This window comes from Actinocatenispora rupis, from assembly GCF_016861975.1.
In the GTDB taxonomy this organism is placed as follows: Bacteria; Actinomycetota; Actinomycetes; order Mycobacteriales; family Micromonosporaceae; genus Actinocatenispora; species Actinocatenispora rupis.
Window position 1 is genome coordinate 43,378 of sequence record NZ_BOMB01000009.1, and the last position, 17,531, is coordinate 60,908.

Genomic DNA, 17,531 nt, shown 5'->3' on the forward strand with positions numbered 1-17,531 from the left:
CGCCCCTCAGCCCACGACCACCGGCGCGCCCCGGCGCAACGTCCCCGGCGACCGCGGAACCAGCCGTACGCCGAACCAGACGTGCCGGTCCCACCGGCGGTGCCGCGCCAACGTACGGATCGGTTCGTGGCCGTGCGCCCGGGTGTCCGGATCGATCGTCGTCAGGACACACCGGTCGCACAGCTCGCTGACGCGGAAGTCGACGTCGCCGATGCGTACCGAGGTCCAGGTGTCCTCGGCGAACGGCTCGGCGACCCCGTCGACCACCACGTTCGGCCGGAACCGGCGCATGTCCAGCGGGTCGCCGGCCGGCTCGCCGCGCTCCGCGCGCGTCTCGGAAACCCAGTGGTTGAGCCGATCCAGCGACGCCGTCGTGGCCAGCAGCAGCGGGCCGGCATCGGACAGGTTCAGCGGATCGCCCGGCTCGCCACCGTGCTCCGCCGAGACCGTACGCCGGCGCGGATCGTCCAGCCAGCCCAGCCGTACCGGCTCGCCGAGGACCGCGGTGAGCCAGTCGTCCGCCACCGGACCCGCGGCACGCACCGTGTCCAGCCGGGTCACCGCCACCGCCACCGCCGCCCCACCCACCGGGTACGGCACGCGAACCGTCGGACGGCCCGGAGCCGCCAGCGTGAGCCCGTCCGGCGTCTCCGTCGCCGTGACCGTCAACATCCGGTCGTTCTCCCGCGCCGTCAGGAACTCGCCGCCCGGCAGCACCACCAGCCAGCGCCGGTCACCCCGCAACCCCCACGGCTCGACCTCCGCCACCGCGACCGCCGTACCCCGCGTCGACTTCACCGGATAGACGTACAGCTCGCTCACCTGCATGGCCGCAACGTAGCCGGGCCCCCACCGTCCCGGCCATGCCCCCGCTCACACCCGCAACCGGCGTTCAGGTGCGGGACTGGTGCAGGGTCAGGGCCAGTTCCAGTTCCAGCGCGCGGGCCGGGGTCTGCCAGTCCGTACCGAGCAGCTGGGTGATCCGGTCCAGGCGCTGATGCACCGTGTTCGGGTGTACGTGCAAGGCATGCCGCGCCCGGCTCGGCGACCTCCCCGCGGCGAAGTACGCGCGGAGCGTCTCCACCAGCCGGGCCCCGCGCGCCGCGTCGTACTCCAGCAGCGGACCCAGCGTGGCCGTGACGTACCCGTCGAGGTCGCGGTGCTCGCCCAGCACCACGCCCAGGAAACCCAGATCGGCCATCGCCACCCCGGTGCCGCGCCGGCCCAACGCCAACGCCGCCGACAGGCACCGCCGCCCCTCCCGGTACGCCGCGGCGATCGCCGCCGGACCCACCGCCGGACCCGCGCCCGCCACCGTCGACGAATGCCGCAACTCGGCCGCGACCGTACGGGCCGTGGCGCCCGGGTCCGAACCCGGCACCAGCAGCACGTCCGCCCCCTCGTACCGGGTGGTCAGCGCGGCCGGTCGGCGCGTCGGCAGGGCACTGTCCGGCCGGTCCACCACGAGCACCACGTACCGGCGGGCCAGGTCGATGCCGAAGCGGCGGGCCCGGTCCCGCAGGCCGGCCGGGTCCCGCGTCGGCGCCAGCAGGATGTCCGTCAACAGGTCGCCGCCGATCCGGGCCTGCGCGTCGGCCGCGGAACGGCGGAACAGCAGCAGAAGCGCCGTCACCAGCGCCGCGCGTTCCAGGGTGCGCTGGTCGGCCTCGTCGAGCGGGGCATCAGCGCGGAGTACGAGGGCGCCGAGGTGCTCGGGGCCGGCCGCCACCGACGCCACCCAGTACTGTCCACTGTGGACGGAACGACCGGTCTCGCGGGACCGGGCGACCAGGTTGTTGATCTTGGCGAAGTGATCTGATTGTTCAATTGTTGACTTGTTGGATTGTTCAACAAGTGCATTGTTCAATTGTTCAACAGTTGACTTGTTGAACAATAAGGGTGCGCCAGCGATCGGCGCCCCGTCCGCATCCAGCACCGCCAGCGCCCCCGACAGCACCTCCGCCACCGCCGCGGCCAGATCGTCCAGGTCCCCACCTCGGAGTACGAGTGCGGTGAGCCGGTCGTGTGCGGTCGCGGCGCGTTCGGTGGCGGCGGCGCGGGCGCGGCCGAGGCGGTTGGCTTCGTCGAGGTCGGCGAGGGCGGCGCGGGTTTCGGTGAGCATGCGGGCGTTGTCGATGGCGATGGCGGCGTGGTCGGCGAGCGATCCGAGGAGTGCGACCTCGTCCTGGCCGAACTGCCGTTCGCGCCGGTCGGCGGCGAAGAGTACGCCGATGACGCGTGGCCCGAGCCGCAGCGGTACGCCGAGGATGGCGACGAGTCCTTCGTCTCCGACGCCGGTGTCGATCTCGCGGGTGTGCGCGAACTGCGGGTCGGACAGGTAGTTGGGGCTGCGGTAGGGGGAGGCGGTCTGGGCGACGAGTCCGCCGAGTCCGGCGCCCATCGGCAGCCGCAGGTGCTGGAACGTCGCGGCGACGGATCCGTCGGTGACCCGCATGTACGTGTCGCCGCGCGCCGGGTCTTCCAGCGTCAGGTACGCGACGTCGGTGCCGAGGAGGCGGCGGGCGCGTCGGACGATGGCGTGGAGTACGGCGTCGAGGTCGCGGAGTCCGGCGAGGTCGCCGGCGGTCTGGAACAGCGCGGTGAGTTCGTTCTCGCGCCGGCGGTGTGCGTCCAGCCGGGTGCGCAGCCGCAGCGCGAGGGTCTTCGCCCGGTCGAGTTCGGCGAGCGTGGCGGTCGACGCGCCCGCACGCCGCGCCCGTTCCGCCGGCCCGTCGTACTCGGCGGCGGGTGCGTCGCGCAGCAGCAGGTCGAGGAAGTCGCCGTCCATGGCGGCCGATTCTCGCGTACCGGGGTGTGCCGGTGCCATACCCGAAGGCGTACGGCTGTGGGAGCTCGGCACATGGGATCCAGGTCACAGTGTGTCTAGCGTGTGTCGACATGGTGAATGCGGAACTCGCCGGCCGTACCGCGCTGGTGACCGGTGCGGCCAGCGGTATCGGCGCGGCCTGCGCGCGGCGGCTCGCGGCGGCGGGCGCGTACGTGGTCGTCGTCGACGTGAGCGCGGACGGCGCGGCGGCGGTGGCGGCCGAGGTCGGTGGCCGGGCCGTACCGCTGGATCTGGCCGAGCCGGACCGCGTCGCCGACCTCGACTGCGACGTCGACATCGTCGTCAACAACGCCGGCCGGCAGCACGTGGCGCCGGTGCCGGAGTTCCCGCCGGAGGAGTTCGGCGGCTTGCTGCGGCTGATGCTGGAGACGCCGTTCCGGATCGTCCGCGCCGCCCTCCCGCACATGTACGCCCGCGGCTGGGGCCGCATCGTCAACGTGTCGTCGGTGCACGGCCTGCGCGCCTCCGCGTACAAGGCCGGGTACGTGGCGGCGAAGCACGGGCTGGAGGGCCTGTCGAAGGTCGTCGCCGTCGAGGCCGCCGGCCACGGAGTCACCTGCAACTGCGTCAATCCCGGCTACGTGCGCACCCCGCTGGTCGAGCGGCAGATCGCCGACCAGGCCCGTGCGTACGGGATCCCCGAGGACGAGGTCGTCGACCGGGTACTGCTCGCGCGGTCCCCGACTAAGCGGTTGGCCGAGCCGGCCGAGGTCGCCGAACTCGTCGCGTACCTGTGCGGGCCGCACGCCGGCCTCGTCACCGGGGCCTCGTTCACCCTCGACGGCGGCTGGACCGCCCTCTAACCCTGGAGTACCCCCATGACAACGGAGACCCCCGAGACCAGATCGGCGACCCGGGCGGGTGGCGGTTCGCTCGCCCGGGTCCTGGCGGCCAGCATGGTCGGCACCACCGTCGAGTGGTACGACTTCTTCCTGTACGGCTCGGCCGCCGCGCTGGTGTTCAACAAGGTGTTCTTCCCGACGACCGACCCGCTCGTCGGCACCATGCTGGCGTTCGTCACGTACGCGCTGGGGTTCGTGGCGCGGCCGCTCGGTGGCATCGTGTTCGGGCACTTCGGCGACCGGATCGGCCGCAAGAAGCTGCTCATGCTGAGCCTGCTCATGATGGGCGGCGGCACACTGCTGATCGGCGTACTCCCCACGTACGGCACGGTGCACATCTGGGCGCCGGTGATGCTGACGGTGCTGCGGCTCGTGCAGGGCTTCGCGATCGGCGGGGAGTGGGGCGGCGCCGTACTGCTCGTCGCCGAGCACGGATCGCCGCAGCGGCGCGGATTCTGGGCCAGCTGGCCGCAGGCCGGCGCACCCGCCGGCAACCTCATCGCCACCGCCGTCCTCGCCATCCTCGCCGGCGTACTGCCCGACGCGCAGTTCCTCGCCTGGGGTTGGCGGATCCCGTTCCTGCTGTCCGCCGTGCTCATCGCCATCGGGTACTGGGTGCGCAGCTCCGTCGAGGACGCGCCGCTGTTCCTCGCCGCCAAGAAGCGCGAGACGCACACCCGGATGCCCGTCGTGCGCGTGCTGACCAGGTACCCGAAGCAGTTGCTGGTGTGTGTCGCGGCCCGCTTCGCCGAGAACGTCGTCTACTACGTGATCACCGCGTTCGTCCTCGTCTACGCGACCGAACACCTCGGCCTCGCGAAGTCGCTCATCCTCGGCGCGCTGCTCGTCGCCAACGCCGTCCACCTCGTCGTCATCCCGCTGTTCGGCGCACTGTCCGACAAGATCGGGCGCCGCCCCGTGTACCTCATCGGCACCGTACTGACCGGGCTGTGGGCGTTCGCGTTCTTCGGGCTGCTGGACACCAAATCCACGCTCGCGATCGGCGCCGCCGTCGTCGTCGGCCTCATCGGACACGCCGCCATGTACGGACCGCAGGCCGCGTTCTTCGCCGAACAGTTCGACACCGGCGTCCGGTACACCGGCACCTCCGTCGGCTACCAGGTCACCTCGATCATCGCCGGCTCCCTCGCACCCATCATCGCCGTCGCGCTCCTCGACCACTTCGGCACGGGGTACGCCATCGCCGTGTACGTCCTGTTCACCGCCGTCGTGTCGACCATCGGCGTACTGCTGTCCGTCGAGACCCGGCACGTCGACCTCGCGGCCGAGGCGGCCTGATGCGCGCCCGACTCCCGCGGTACGCCCGGGTCGTGGCGGTGGCCGCGGCGGTACTCGTGTCGCCGGCCGCGGGAGCGGGCGTGGCAGCGGGGTCGGTGGGCTCGGGCGGCGCGGGTGCCGGCGCGGGCGACGGGCCATGCGGTCGTACCGATTATTGTTCCATTGTTCAACAGTTGAACTGTTCGACAATGGAACAAGATCACCCCGCGTCGCTGATTCCTGGCGCTGCGTACCAGATGAGCGCGTGCCTGTCCGACCTGACCACCGCCGGCACCGCCCGTACCGGTCACACCGACCCGGCCGACTACGCCGGGCTGGCCGCCGCCGGTACGAGGAACCCGTCGAACGTTCCCGGTCTCCAGGTGGACGGCTACTTCCCGGACGGGTCGACGAGCAACACCGAGCACGGCTGGAACCACGACGCCCAGTTCGTCCTGCGTCTGCCGGACCGCTGGAACGGTGGCCTGGTGGTGACGGGCGCGCCGGGGAACCGCCGGCAGTACTCGCTGGACAGCACGATCTCGGACTGGGTGCTGGCGCAGGGGTACGCGTTCGCGGCGACGGACAAGGGGAACACGGGTGCGGCGTTCTTCGCCGACGGGCGCCGGCCGGGCGACGCGATCGCGGAGTGGAACCGCCGCCTGACGCAGTTGACGGTGGCGTCGAAGGCCGCGACCGCCCGGTACTACGGCCATCGCGTGCGGCGCACCCTGGTCACCGGCATCTCGAACGGCGGCTACCTGACGCGCTGGCAGCTGGAGAACCATCCGGAGCTGTACGACGGGGGTGTGGACTGGGAGGGCACGCTGTGGCGCGCCGACGCGAACATGTTCACGTACCTGCCGACGGCGTTGCGGGAGTACCCGCGGGTGGCGGCGGGTGATCCGGCGGCGCACGACGCGATGCTGGCGGCGGGGTTCGCGCCGGGTTCGGACTTCCTGTGGCCGTACCACGACCAGGTGTACTGGGATCTGACGCAGCGGATCTACCGGGCCGAGTTCGATCCGGGGTTCAGTCCGGGTGATCCGGCCGGTTCGCCGTTCTGCGCGTCGGGTTCGCCGCACTGCGACGCCGACTACGACTACGCGTCGCGGCCGGCGGCGGTGCACCGGGCGGTGGCGCGGATCGCCTTGACGGGGCGGATCGGGAAGCCGCTGATCTCGTTGCAGGGCACGCTGGACACGCTGCTGCCGATCCGTACGGACGGCGACGTGTACGCCCGGATGGTGCGCGGCGCACCGTTCCGCTACTACCGGATCGCCGGCGGCACGCACACCGACGGCCTGTACGACACGTACCCGGATCGGTTGCGTCCGATCCTGCCGTGCTACCGGGCGGCGCTGGCCGCGATGGGCGCCTGGCTGTCCGGCTCTGCCACGCCGCCGCCGGGCGGCACCGTCCCGCGCGGGAGCGACGTGGTGAATTCCTGTTCCCTGTAGCGGTCCGGCGGCGTCCCGCCGGGCCCGTGAGGAGGTTGGTCATGCGTCCCGTCCCGACCGTCCCTCGCCGATCCCGGCGGTACGCCGCCGCGGTGCTCGCCGGGCTGGTGGCCGTGGTGGCCGCGCTCGTCGCGCCCGCCCCGGCGTACGCCGACGGCCTGACGCAGGTCACCGGGTTCGGCTCGAATCCCGGCGCCCTCGGCATGTACGTCTACCGCCCGGCCGGGTTGGCGTCCGGCGCGCCGCTGGTGGTGGCGCTGCACGGCTGTACCCAGTCGGCGCAGGACTACCACGACCACGCGGGCTGGCAGAAGTTCGCGGACGAGTACGGCTTCGCGGTGGTGTATCCGCAGCAGTCCAGCGCGAACAACGCGCAGAGCTGCTTCGACTGGTACCAGAGTGGGGACACCACGCGCGGGCAGGGCGAGGTGGCCTCGGTGAAGCAGATGGTCGACTACGCGGTGGCGACCTACGGTTCGGACGCCTCCCGGGTGTACGTGACGGGCCTGTCGGCGGGCGGTGCGATGACCGCGGCGCTGCTGGCCACGTACCCGGACGTGTTCGCGGGCGGCGCGATCGTGGCGGGCCTGCCGTACCGGTGCGCGAGTGACCTGTCGAGCGCGTACACGTGCATGTACACGGCGACGTCGAAGACGCCGGCGCAGTGGGGCGACCTGGTGCGCGGCGCCGACCCGGGGTACGCGGGCCCGTGGCCGCGGGTGGCGGTCTGGTACGGCACGGCCGACTACACGGTCAACCCGGTCAACGCCACCGAGTCGCGGGACCAGTGGACCGACGTGCACGGTGTCGGGCAGACCCCGACGCGGACCGAGACCCTGCCGGGCGGCACGACCGCCCAGTACTTCGGCGACGACGTCGCGCTGTTCGGGGTGTCCGGCATCGGGCACGGTACGCCGGTCGATCCGGGCAGCGGCCCCACCCAGTGCGGCACCACCGGCACGTACTACCCGGCGGCGATCTGCTCCTCGTACCACATCGCCGCCTTCTGGGGCCTGATCGGCTGAAAACAGTGCACGGGTGCCCGCCGGATCCTGGGCTCCGGAGGCATGGCGGGCACCCGGGAGCGACGGCGGGCCGGCGGCGCGGGCTGCCGGCTTTCCGTTGGGCCGCAATGAATCGCGGCCTCGCCAAGGTCGTCTCGACAGTACCGCCGGGTGCGGGCGCCGCGGTCATGGGCACCGCGATCCTGTCGATCGGTGCCGCGCTCGTGTCGTTCCTGATCTGCGTCGCCACCCAGGGCCTCGCCGTACTCGGGGCCACGGTCGCCACGGCCACCGGGTACCGCTGGCCGGGCTGTGGGTGACGCCGGTGTTCAGCGCGATCGAGCGGGCGGGCGTCGGCCGGTACGACTACCGCGCGACGGTCGGGCCGTGGTTCCGGTCGCTGTTCGTGTTCCAGCCGGACACCGCGCGGATGGCCGCCGCCCCGGTCGACTACCAGGTGCACACGGTGATCGGGATGCTGCTGTTCATGCCGTGGCCGTTCACCCGCCTGGTACACGCGTTCACGGCGCCGGCCGGGTACCTCTTCCGGCCGTACCTGGCGTACCGGTCGCGGGACGTCCGTCGTACCGCTGCGCGGGGCTGGTCGCCGGTCGGTACGCCGGACCGTCGCTGAGCCGTACCCGGTGGTGGGTGGGCCCGCGCGCTGCTGCGATCATGTTGCTGTGCGTAGCGGAATGGTTGCACAGATGGCGGGCCGGCGGTTCGTGCGGCAGGTGACGGACGCGGCGCGGGACCTAGGCCTCGGCCTGCGCTGGCTCTCCGGGTACTGGATCGCGCAGCTCGACGCGGCCGACGCGACCCGGCACGTCTGCGGCTACACGTTCCCGCTGAACTCGTCGGCCGCCGCGCACCTCGCCCGCGACAAGGCCGCGACCCACGCGGTACTCGACGCCGCCGGCGTGCCGAGCGTGCCGCACCACGTGGTCGACTCGCCGGACACCGTGCTGCGCCACGGCTTCCCGGCCGTGCTCAAACCCTGCCAGGGGTACGGCGGGCGCGGCCTGGTCCGGGTCGCCGGCGCCGCCGACGTACCGGCCGCCCTCGCCGGGTACGCGGACCATCCGGAGACGGTCGCCGTCGCGCCGTGGCTGGACATCACCGCGGAGTACCGGGTGGTGGTGCTGGACGGTGACGCGCTGCTGGCGTACCGGAAGGACCGGGCGGGGGACGGCTGGCAGCACAACCTGACGCACGGGGCGCGGCCGCGGCTGGTGCCGGCCGCCGGGGACCGCGCGGTACTGGCGGCGGACGCGATGCGCGCGCTCGGGTTGCGGTTCGCCTCGGTCGACCTGGTCGACGTCGGCGGCGACCTGCTCGTCCTGGAGGTCAACAGCGCGGTCACGCTCGAACGGTTCTCGGCGTACGGCCCGGACCACGACCGGCTCGCCGCCGGCACGTACCGGACGGCGCTGGCGCGCTGCTTCTGACCGCCGGACCTACCGGTGGGAAAGGGTTGACGGCGCGGTGCCGGCGGGCCATTCTTCGGCAAGATTCTTCTTGGCAACCTGTCGTGTACGTCGAGAATCGCCACTGCGTTCGTGATCCCCGCACGAGAACGAGGTGAGCCCGTGTTCCGGACCCTGCGTGCCGTACTGACGGCCGTCGTCGCCCTGGTCGTCGTGGGTACGGCGGTGCCGGCGACGGCGGCGCCACCCGCGTCCGGCGGGGCGTTCGACCCGACGCCCGCGGCGGACGCGCTGCGCCGGCTGATCGGCGGGAAGGCCGGCCAGGTCGTGCTGCGCGCGGTCGACAGGGGCGCCGGCAAGGACCGGTTCACCGTCGCCGCCGAGGGCGGGCACCTGGTCGTGTCGGGCACCAGCCCCGCCGTCCTGCTCACCGGGTTCGGTTGGTACCTCAAGGAAGTGGCGCACGCGAACATCGCGCTGGAGGGCGAGAACCTGCGGCTGCCGGCGCAACTGCCGCTGCCGTCCGCGCCGATCGGGCACACCGCGTCGGTCACCCACCGCTTCGCCCTCAACGACACCAACGAGGGGTACGCCGGGCCGTACCTGAGCTGGTCGGAGTGGCAGCACCGGATCGACGTGCTCGCGCTGCGCGGCATCAACGAGGTCCTCGTGTACGAGGGCCAGGAGGCCGTGTACGAGAAGGCGTTCCAGCGGTTCGGGTACAGCGCGGCGGAGATGCGCGGCTGGATCCCGCAGCCGGGGCACCAGTCGTGGTGGCTGCTGCAGAACATCTGCTGCACCGCCTCGCCGATCTCGCAGCAACTCGTCGACCGGCACGCGCGCCTCGGCCGGCAGATCGCGGACCGCCTGCGGCAGCTGGGAATGACCCCGGTACTCCCCGGCTACTACGGCACCGTGCCGCCCGGGTTCGCGGACCGCAACGCCGGCGCGCACACGGTCCCGCAGGGTACGTGGGACGGGCTGCCGCGGCCGGACTGGCTGGACCCGACCGACCCGTACTTCGCGAAGGTCGCGGCGGCGTTCTACCAGGCGCAGGACGAGCTGTTCGGCGCGTCCACGATGTACAAGATGGATCTGTTGCACGAGGGCGGCACGGCCGGGAACGTGAGCGTGCCGGACGCGTCGAAGGCGGTGCAGAAGGCGCTCGCAGCGGCGCACCCGGACGCGCTGTGGGCGATCCTCGGCTGGGAGAAGAACCCGCTGCCGGCGACCCTGTCGGCCGTCGACCGGTCGAAGATGGTGGTGCTGGACGGCATCTCCGACCAGCCGAGCGTCACCGACCGGGACAGAGACTTCCAGGGCACGCCGTACGCGTTCGGTACGATCTGGAACTTCGGCGGGCACACGAACCTGGGCGCGCAGCTCGCCGAGTGGAACCAGAAGTTCTTTGCGTGGCAACGGAAGTCGGGCTCCGCGCTGGACGGCATCGCGCTGATGCCGGAGGCGATCGACAACAACCCGGCCGCGGTCGAGTTCTTCACCGAGCTGCCGTGGCGCTCCGGCCCGGTCGACCTGCACCAGTGGTTCGACGAGTACGCCACCGCGCGGTACGGTGCGGCCGACCCGCACGCGCTCGCCGCCTGGCGCGTCCTCGCCGACACCGTGTACTCCTGGCCGGCGAACGTGGACAGCCGCCACCCCACCAGCCTGTACGAGAACCAGCCGAGCCTGTCCACGTCGTCGTCCGCGCTGCCGTACGATCCGGCCGCGTTCGACCAGGCGCTCGCCGACCTGCTCGCGGTGTCCCCGGCGCTGCGCGACACCACCGCCTACCGGTACGACCTGGTCGACGTGGCGCGGCAGGTGCTCGCCAACCACAGCCGTACGCTGCTGCCCGACCTCAAGGCCGCGTACGACGCGAAGGACGCGGCCGAGTTCGACCGGCTGTCCGGGCGGTGGCTGGGGCAGATCTCGTTGCTGGACAGGCTGCTCGGCACCGACGACCACTTCCTGCTCGGTGCCTGGCAACAGGACGCGGACCGGCAGGCCGCCACGCCCGCCGAGGCCGCGACCCTCCGGTACGACCTGCGGGTGCTGGTCACCCAGTGGGCGCCCGGCACCACCCTCCAGGACTACGCGCGTCGCGAGTTCAACGGCCTGGTCGGCGACTACTACGGTGCCCGCTGGCGGGAGTACCTCGGGTCGCTGGCGACGGCACTGAGGACGGGGCAGCCGCCGGCGGCGATCGACTGGCAGGCGTTCGCGGACCGCTGGGCGCACGCCGGCACCGACTACCCGGCCACCGCGCACGGCGACGCGTACGCGCTGGCGTCGGAGGTGGCCGCGGTGCCGGACGGTGACCTGACCGTGGGCAGTACGCACAACGCGGCGCCGGCAGGTGGCTCGGTGCGGATCGACGCGACGTTCCGCAACGCCAACCTGATCCACGCCACCGACCCGATCACCCTGACCCTGCGCGCACCCGACGGGTACCAGGTGCACGCGGAGACGCCGACGACGGCGGACTCCGTCGCGGCGGCCGGCACGCTCACCGCGTCGTGGACGGTCACCGTCCCGGACTCCGCCGCCCCCGGTACGGTGCCCGCGCTGTCCGCGTCCGCGCGGTGGACGTCCGGCGGCACGGCGGACCAGGCGTCGGCGGCCACCAGCATGCTCGTCTCCGGCGGCCTCACCGGGTACGAGACGGTGAACCGCAGCGACGCGTCGTTCGCCGGGAACGGTGACACGGTGGGGATCGCGGGCGGCGGCGCCGACATGTACAAGGGCACGGACGAGTTCGGCGCGGCGTACCGGAAGGGCGCGCTGCCGGACGGGCAGGCGGCGACGGTACGGGTGACGCGCGTCGACGCGACCGGACCGTACGCCCGGGCCGGGCTCGTCGCCCGCGCCGACCTCACCGCCACCACCGGCGGGTACGCGACGATCGCGGTGACGCCCGCGCACGGCTGCATGTTCACGTACGACTCGGACGGCGACGGCCGGCTGGACCACTACTCGGAGGTCGACGGGTTCGCCGGGCCGGTGTGGGTTCGCTTGGGGCGCAACGGATCCACGTTCACCGGTGAGTGCTCGTCGGACGGCGAGAACTGGACGGCGGTGGGCAGTTCGGCGCTGCCCGGCGCCACCGCGGCCGAGGACGTCGGCATGGTCTTCAGCGCCGTCAACGCGCACACCGGTACCGACGGGCTGGCGCTGTTCACCGGCTTCGGCGTCGCGGGCTGGACGCCGCGCGACGCGTCCGGCGACACCGTACGCAGCGTGCGGCAGCCGGTGACCGCGCTGAACGCGGAGGCCGGCCACCCGGCCACCGCCGCCAACGACGGCAGCCGCGCCAACTCGCCGTACTGGGGTGGGCCGCTGACCGGGGACGGCACCTGGTGGCAGGTCGACCTGGGCGCCGACACCGCCGTGTCGAGCATCAACGTCCGCAACTACGTCGACGGCACCCGCTGGTACACGTACCGGGTGCTCGGGAGTACGGACGGGGAGCACTGGTTCACGCTCGGCGGGCGGATGGGGACGAGCCCGGTGACCGACGCGGGCGAGACGTTCCGTACCGAGGCGACCGCGCGGTACGTCCGGATCGTCGGGCTCAGCAACTCGGCGAACGCCACCTTCCACCTCACCGAGGTCACCGTGTCCGGCACGCCGGTGGGTGGCGGAACCGCCGGCTGACCGCCCACCCCCGCTGGTCAGGCGTACGCGCAGGTCAGCGGGGGTGGCGTAACTCGCCGGAAACGCCGGCCGGGTTAGCGTCGGTGGCATGGAGACCACGCCGCGGGCCGACCGGGCCCGGCGCATCGCCGACGTGCTGCGCCCGCAGATCCTCGCCGGTGCGTACGAGACGCTGCCGGACGAGAGGGCGCTCGCCGCGGACTTCGGCGCCTCCCGGAACGCGGTGCGCGACGCCCTCGCCGTCCTCGTCGCCGAGGGCCTCCTCGAACGGCGCCGCGGCGTCGGCACGGTCGTGGTGGGGGAGCGGCACCGGCACCCGCTGTCCCGGCTGGCCGGTCTCGCCGAGACCCTCGGCGGCACCGTCCGCAACGAGGTACGCCTGGCGCGGCCGGAACGCGCGCCCGCCGCCGTCGCCGCCCGCCTCGGTACCGACGACACGATCCACCTGGAACGCCTGCGGTACCTGGACGACGAGCCGCTGTCGCTGGACCGCACGTACCTGGCGGGTGACGTCGGGCGCCCGCTGCTGGCCGCGGACCTGGCCGGCCGGGACGTGTTCGCGCTGATCGAGGAGACCACCGGCAGGCCGCTCGGCACCGCCGATGTCACCGTGCGGGTAACCACCGCCGACGCGCACACCGCCACCCTCCTCGGCGTACCGGAGGGGGCGGGGTTGTTCGCGGTGGAACGGTTGAGCCGGCTCGCCGACGGGCGCCCGGTCGACCTGGAGTACCTGCTGGTGCGGGGGGACCGGCTCACGCTGCACGCCGTACTGGACCGCCGGTGACCGCGGTGATGGGGCTGTGCGTGGCGCTCGTCGTCGGCATGGTCTCCGCGCTGAATCTGGGCGTACCGGTGCTGTCCGGTGGCGACCTGCGGCCGTCCGCGGAGGCGGTGCTGTGGGTGATCGACGGGTACGTCGCGGTCTTCGCGTGCCTGCTCGTACCGGCCGGTGCGCTCGCGGACCGGTTGGGGCGCAAGGGAACCCTGCTCGGCGGGCTCGCCGTGTTCGGAGCCGGCTCGGCGCTGTGCGCGGCGGCGCCGGCGGTACCGGTGCTCGTCGCCGGCCGGATGCTGTCCGGTGCCGGCGCGGCGGCGGTCCTGCCGACCACGCTGGCGCTGCTGCTCGCCGGCGCGCCACCGGACCGGCGCCCGCGCCGCATCGCCGCGTGGGCGTCGATGACCGGACTCGCCGCCGTACTCGGCAACGTCGGTGGCGGCGCGGCGCTGTCGACCGGCTCCTGGCGCGCCCCGTTCCTCGCCGCCGTACCGCTGACCGCGCTGGCCGTCGTCCTCGTCGCCGCCGTCGCCCCGGTCGTACCGCGGCATCCCGGTGCGGTGGACGTGCCCGGCGCGGCGCTGCTCACCGCCGCCGTCCTCGCCCTGCTGTACGCGGTGATCTCGGCGCCGCGGCACGGCTGGCTCGGCGTACCGGTGGTCGGCGGCGGGGTGCTCGCCGCGCTGCTGACCGCCGCCTGGGTACGCCACGGGCTGCGCCGCCGGCCGGTGCTCGACCCGCGGCTGTTCGCCCGGCCCGCGGTCCGCGCCGGCGCCGCCGGTACGGCGCTCACCTTCGTCGGCATGTTCGCCGTGTTCTCCGTCAACGGACAGTTCCTCCAGTACGTCGAGGGTTTCGGGCCGTTCGGTGCCGGCGTACGGCTGCTGCCGATGGCGGCGGCGCTGCTCGCGGCGCCCCGGGCCGGCGCGGCGCTGGCGCACCGGTACGGCCCGCGTACCGCCGTCGCGGCCGGCTTCGCCACCATGGTCGCCGGCCTGCTCCTTCTGTCCACAGTGGACACCCACACCGGCTACCCGCGGTACGCCGCCGGCGCCCTGCTCACCGCCGCCGGCTGCGGACTCGCCACCCCCGTCCTGTCGCACGAACTCGTCGCCGCGCTGCCCGCCGGCGCCGCCGGTACCGGATCGGGCCTGTCCGGGCTCACCCGCGAACTCGGCAGCGCCGTCGGCGTCGCCGTCACCGGCAGCCTGCTCACCGCCCGGCTGCCGGCCGGCGTCCGGGACAACGTCGCCGCCGCCATCGCCACCGCGCCCGACCCCGCCCCGGTACGCGCCGCGTTCACCGGCGCGCTGGACGGCGCCCTGCGTACGGTCGCGGTCGGGGTCGCCGCCCTCGCCCCGCTCGTCGTCGCCTGGCTGCCCAGCGCCACCCGCGACACCTGACCGCCTTCCGTACCAACGGATCCGGGCCCTCGGTAGGTCCGGCGCGGTCCCGTGCCGGTGCGGGGCACGGGTCAGACTGCCCACACGGAACGGGGTAGTTGTGCCGTACGCCCGGCCCGGGTCGTCGTCGAGACTGTGACGCAGACCGGCGAGCGAGAGGAGCGGGTGGTGACGGCCGACAGTTTCCAGATCAACCCCACCGCGGTACGCGCGGTCACCGCCACCGTCTCCGGCCTGACCGGGCAGATGACCGACGTGATCGGCTCCCTGGAGTCCGCCGTACTCGACGGGCTCGCGTACGCCGGGGTCGGCAGCCCCGTCGCCGGCGCCAGCGCGACGTGGCAGAGCCAACTCGTGTCCTGCCTGCGCAGCGCCGCGAAACTGCTCGACGGCATCAACGGCCACGTCACCAAGGCCAGCGACGACTACGCCAGCGCCGACGCCGCCGTCGCCCAGGGGTACGGCGGGCAGCCGGCCGCGCAGACCGCCACCGCGCAGCAGCCGGGGCAGCTCGACCCGCGGGTGGTGCGGTCCATCATGCGGTCCGAGGGCGCCAGCGGCGAGCAGGGCGGCATCCGCGAGCTGTACGGCTTCCGGCAGAGCGAACACAACGGCTACGACCAGATCCTCGCCGCGCGCAACCGGTACGGGCAGGGCAGCCCGGAGGAGACCGCCGTCGTCAGCCGGCTGCTGTCCGACCACGCCCGGGCGGCCGGCGCGCTCAACTTCACCGACCCGGGCGTCCAGGCGGCGATCGTGTCCGGCGCGCACATGCGCGGCGCCGGCGGCGTACAGGCCATCCTCAACTCGATGGTCACCGGCGACATCCACAAGACCGGACACCTGACCCAGCAGACGATCCAGACCGTCCAGCAGATGAGCCCGCAGGACTTCCAGTCGCAGTTCCACGACGCGCGGATCGCCTACGACAAGGCGATCTACGGCAATACCACCACCCATCAGGGTGGGCACACGGACACCTGGTGGCACCGGTACGGCACGGGCCTGACCGACCGGTACGACCGTGAGGAGCAGCAGTTCCTCGGCATGTCCGGGACACCCTGAGGCGCCGACTCCCCCACCCAGTCGGCGCGACGTGGCCCGGCCCGATGACCTCAAGCATCGGGCCGGGCCACGCGTCTTCCCCTTGCGTACCAACGGATCCGACTCCGGCCGTGACGTGGTATGTGCGGCGCCGTGCCGCGCGAGCCGGTGCCGGTGCAGCGCGCGTCGCGCTGTCGTGTCGGGGCGGCGTGTCGTGGCGGGCGTGGTGGCGTGGAGTTGCGGGTCAGCCCTGGGACAGGCGCAGGGCCAGCAGGTCGGCCAGCGGCAGCGACTCGCCGTCCCGGGCGCCCTCGCCGATCGTCAGCCCCGGGTGCGCCGGGAGCAGCCGCGCCCCGCGCACCCGCGCCACCAGGCTGTCCGGTACGGACAGGATGTAGAACTCGCCGTCGGTGCCGACCGCGAGCGACCGGTCCGGCTTCAGGTACCAGCCGCGCAGTCCGGTGCGGTAGCGGGCCCGGCCGCCGAATCCGCGTGCCAGCAGGGGTTCGGCGGGCAGGCCGCGCTCGGTCGCGGTACGGGCGAAGTCGGCGACCAGCCGCGCCGCCCGCTCCTGCTCGTCCGCGGTACGCCGGCGCAGGGCCTCGGCGTGCACCTCGACCGCGCGCCGGCGTCGCTCGTCCCAGTCGGCCTCCATGCGCCGACCGTACCGCGGGGTCAGATGCCGAGCTTCGACTCGGCGGTGGTCCAGTCGGTCAGCATGGCCTGCTGCGCGGCGTCGAGCGTCACCTTGCCGCTGCACACCGCCTTCTTCACGGCGTTCTCCACGCTGTCCTTGGAGTACGAGTTCTGGTCGCCGTTGTGCGGCTCGGGCCACAGGTTCTTCGGGTCCTTGGGCGCGCCGCCGAGTTCGAGCGGCAGGAAGTGGTCCTCCTCGTAGTCCGACATCGACGTGTCGGTGTACCCGTAGTCCTTGATTCCCTGTTCCTTCAACGGATTCGTGTACGAGGTGGGCGGCCGGATGGTGGACGTCCAGCCGGAGACGCAGATCGTCTGGTCGATGGTCGCCTGGGTGACGTCCGGGTTGGTGACGCCGGGCGTGCAGGTCGGATCCGGCAACGGCAGGTACGACTGGGAGCAGGTCGCCGCGAGCGCCGGAGTGGGTGCGGGCGCTGCCGTGGCCGGCGCCGCGCCCAGTCCGGCCGCGGCGAGCGCGGCGGTGAACGCGACGGTCAGCGCGGTACGGGCGGTCATGCTGGCCTCCTTGATCGACAGGGGTAACCGGCCAGCATATAACCGTATTAAGGGGTACGGACCTATATGCCCGAGTTAACTCCGGGCAAGAACTTCAGCGCAGCCGACGCGGAAAGTACGGCGTGCACGGGTACGGGTTGCGCCGGCGCGAGATCGCCTGCTGCACCAGACTCGTGAACGGGTACTTCGCCCGACCCACCCCGACCCCGCGGTCCACCGCGCCCAGCGAGCACACCCGCCCGTGCGTCGGCGCCTGTACCGCCGGCAGCCCGCGCAGGTCGATGCCCTCCGGGCGGGACGCCCCGGCGAACACCACCCCGACCGCACCCGACAGCAACTCGTCGACCACCGCACGGGGCGCCGACCGCGTCACGCCGAACAGGTACAGCAGGAGGTTCTGGTCGAGATCGAGGCGGGCGAACCGGACGGGCACCGGCTCGTCGAAGGGCGTGTCGAGGTGCCGCTCCACCCGGACGGTCATGATGGGGCGGTCGCTGAGCGGTTCCAGCAGACCACGCAGCGCGTGGTCGGACTCCGCGAGGACCGCGATCTTCACGGCGGTCACGCCGCCGCCGGGC

Annotated in this window: 16 protein-coding genes; 11 read left to right on the forward strand and 5 right to left on the reverse strand. The window is 73.0% G+C overall.

All coding sequences use genetic code 11. The features are described from left to right. Positions 1-6: 6 nt before the first annotated feature. On the reverse strand, positions 7-828 hold the full coding sequence (locus Aru02nite_RS07925; protein WP_203656163.1) for an MOSC domain-containing protein: 822 nt from the start codon (positions 826-828) through the stop codon (positions 7-9). Positions 829-892: 64 nt separating this feature from the next. Next, entirely contained in the window at positions 893-2,788 is a 1,896-nt protein-coding gene (locus tag Aru02nite_RS07930) for a helix-turn-helix domain-containing protein (RefSeq protein ID WP_203656170.1), read from the reverse strand. 110 nt (positions 2,789-2,898) lie between these two features. Between Aru02nite_RS07930 and Aru02nite_RS07935 the strand changes: the two genes are divergently transcribed. The 11 genes from Aru02nite_RS07935 (at position 2,899) to Aru02nite_RS07980 (ending at position 15,762) form a co-directional block, all read left to right on the forward strand. Then, complete coding sequence (locus Aru02nite_RS07935) at positions 2,899-3,651, forward strand: 3-hydroxybutyrate dehydrogenase (protein WP_203656172.1); 753 nt, start codon at positions 2,899-2,901, stop codon at positions 3,649-3,651. Positions 3,652-3,666: 15 nt separating this feature from the next. Further along, positions 3,667-4,989 (forward strand): MFS transporter, encoded by a 1,323-nt coding sequence (locus Aru02nite_RS07940; RefSeq protein WP_203656173.1) that lies wholly within the window; start codon positions 3,667-3,669, stop codon positions 4,987-4,989. A 188-nt stretch (positions 4,990-5,177) separates the two neighbouring features. Continuing rightward, positions 5,178-6,428, forward strand: a complete 1,251-nt coding sequence (locus tag Aru02nite_RS07945; protein ID WP_203656176.1) for a tannase/feruloyl esterase family alpha/beta hydrolase — start codon at positions 5,178-5,180, stop codon at positions 6,426-6,428. Positions 6,429-6,469: 41 nt separating this feature from the next. After that, positions 6,470-7,453: an extracellular catalytic domain type 1 short-chain-length polyhydroxyalkanoate depolymerase gene (locus Aru02nite_RS07950; protein WP_203656177.1), complete on the forward strand. Its 984-nt coding sequence runs from the start codon at positions 6,470-6,472 to the stop codon at positions 7,451-7,453. A gap of 107 nt (positions 7,454-7,560) precedes the next feature. Beyond that, entirely contained in the window at positions 7,561-7,752 is a 192-nt protein-coding gene (locus tag Aru02nite_RS36525) for a hypothetical protein (protein ID WP_239076505.1), read from the forward strand. A 5-nt stretch (positions 7,753-7,757) separates the two neighbouring features. Beyond that, complete coding sequence (locus tag Aru02nite_RS36530; protein ID WP_239076507.1) at positions 7,758-8,066, forward strand: respiratory nitrate reductase subunit gamma; 309 nt, start codon at positions 7,758-7,760, stop codon at positions 8,064-8,066. A 73-nt stretch (positions 8,067-8,139) separates the two neighbouring features. Further along, a complete protein-coding gene (locus Aru02nite_RS07960; protein ID WP_203656179.1) occupies positions 8,140-8,880 on the forward strand; it encodes an ATP-grasp domain-containing protein in 741 nt (246 codons plus the stop codon). 141 nt (positions 8,881-9,021) lie between these two features. After that, complete coding sequence (locus Aru02nite_RS07965) at positions 9,022-12,516, forward strand: alpha-N-acetylglucosaminidase TIM-barrel domain-containing protein (RefSeq protein WP_203656183.1); 3,495 nt, start codon at positions 9,022-9,024, stop codon at positions 12,514-12,516. Positions 12,517-12,604: 88 nt separating this feature from the next. Then, positions 12,605-13,303 carry a GntR family transcriptional regulator gene (locus Aru02nite_RS07970; RefSeq protein ID WP_203656185.1) on the forward strand — a complete coding sequence of 233 codons (699 nt, stop codon included), beginning with the start codon at positions 12,605-12,607 and terminating at the stop codon, positions 13,301-13,303. Continuing rightward, positions 13,300-14,697, forward strand: coding sequence for an MFS transporter (locus Aru02nite_RS07975; RefSeq protein WP_203656187.1), 1,398 nt, complete (start codon positions 13,300-13,302; stop codon positions 14,695-14,697). The genes Aru02nite_RS07970 and Aru02nite_RS07975 overlap by 4 nt, the downstream gene beginning before the upstream one ends. 168 nt (positions 14,698-14,865) lie before the next feature. Continuing rightward, positions 14,866-15,762 (forward strand): WXG100 family type VII secretion target, encoded by an 897-nt coding sequence (locus Aru02nite_RS07980; RefSeq protein WP_203656189.1) that lies wholly within the window; start codon positions 14,866-14,868, stop codon positions 15,760-15,762. 223 nt (positions 15,763-15,985) lie between these two features. On the opposite strand, the gene Aru02nite_RS07985 is transcribed toward Aru02nite_RS07980, so the two are convergent. The 3 genes from Aru02nite_RS07985 to Aru02nite_RS07995 form a co-directional block, all read right to left on the reverse strand. Further along, positions 15,986-16,396: a hypothetical protein gene (locus tag Aru02nite_RS07985; protein WP_203656191.1), complete on the reverse strand. Its 411-nt coding sequence runs from the start codon at positions 16,394-16,396 to the stop codon at positions 15,986-15,988. A 20-nt stretch (positions 16,397-16,416) separates the two neighbouring features. Beyond that, positions 16,417-16,953, reverse strand: a complete 537-nt coding sequence (locus Aru02nite_RS07990) for a hypothetical protein (protein WP_203656193.1) — start codon at positions 16,951-16,953, stop codon at positions 16,417-16,419. 94 nt (positions 16,954-17,047) lie between these two features. Then, complete coding sequence (locus Aru02nite_RS07995; protein WP_203656195.1) at positions 17,048-17,509, reverse strand: hypothetical protein; 462 nt, start codon at positions 17,507-17,509, stop codon at positions 17,048-17,050. Positions 17,510-17,531 lie beyond the last annotated feature (22 nt).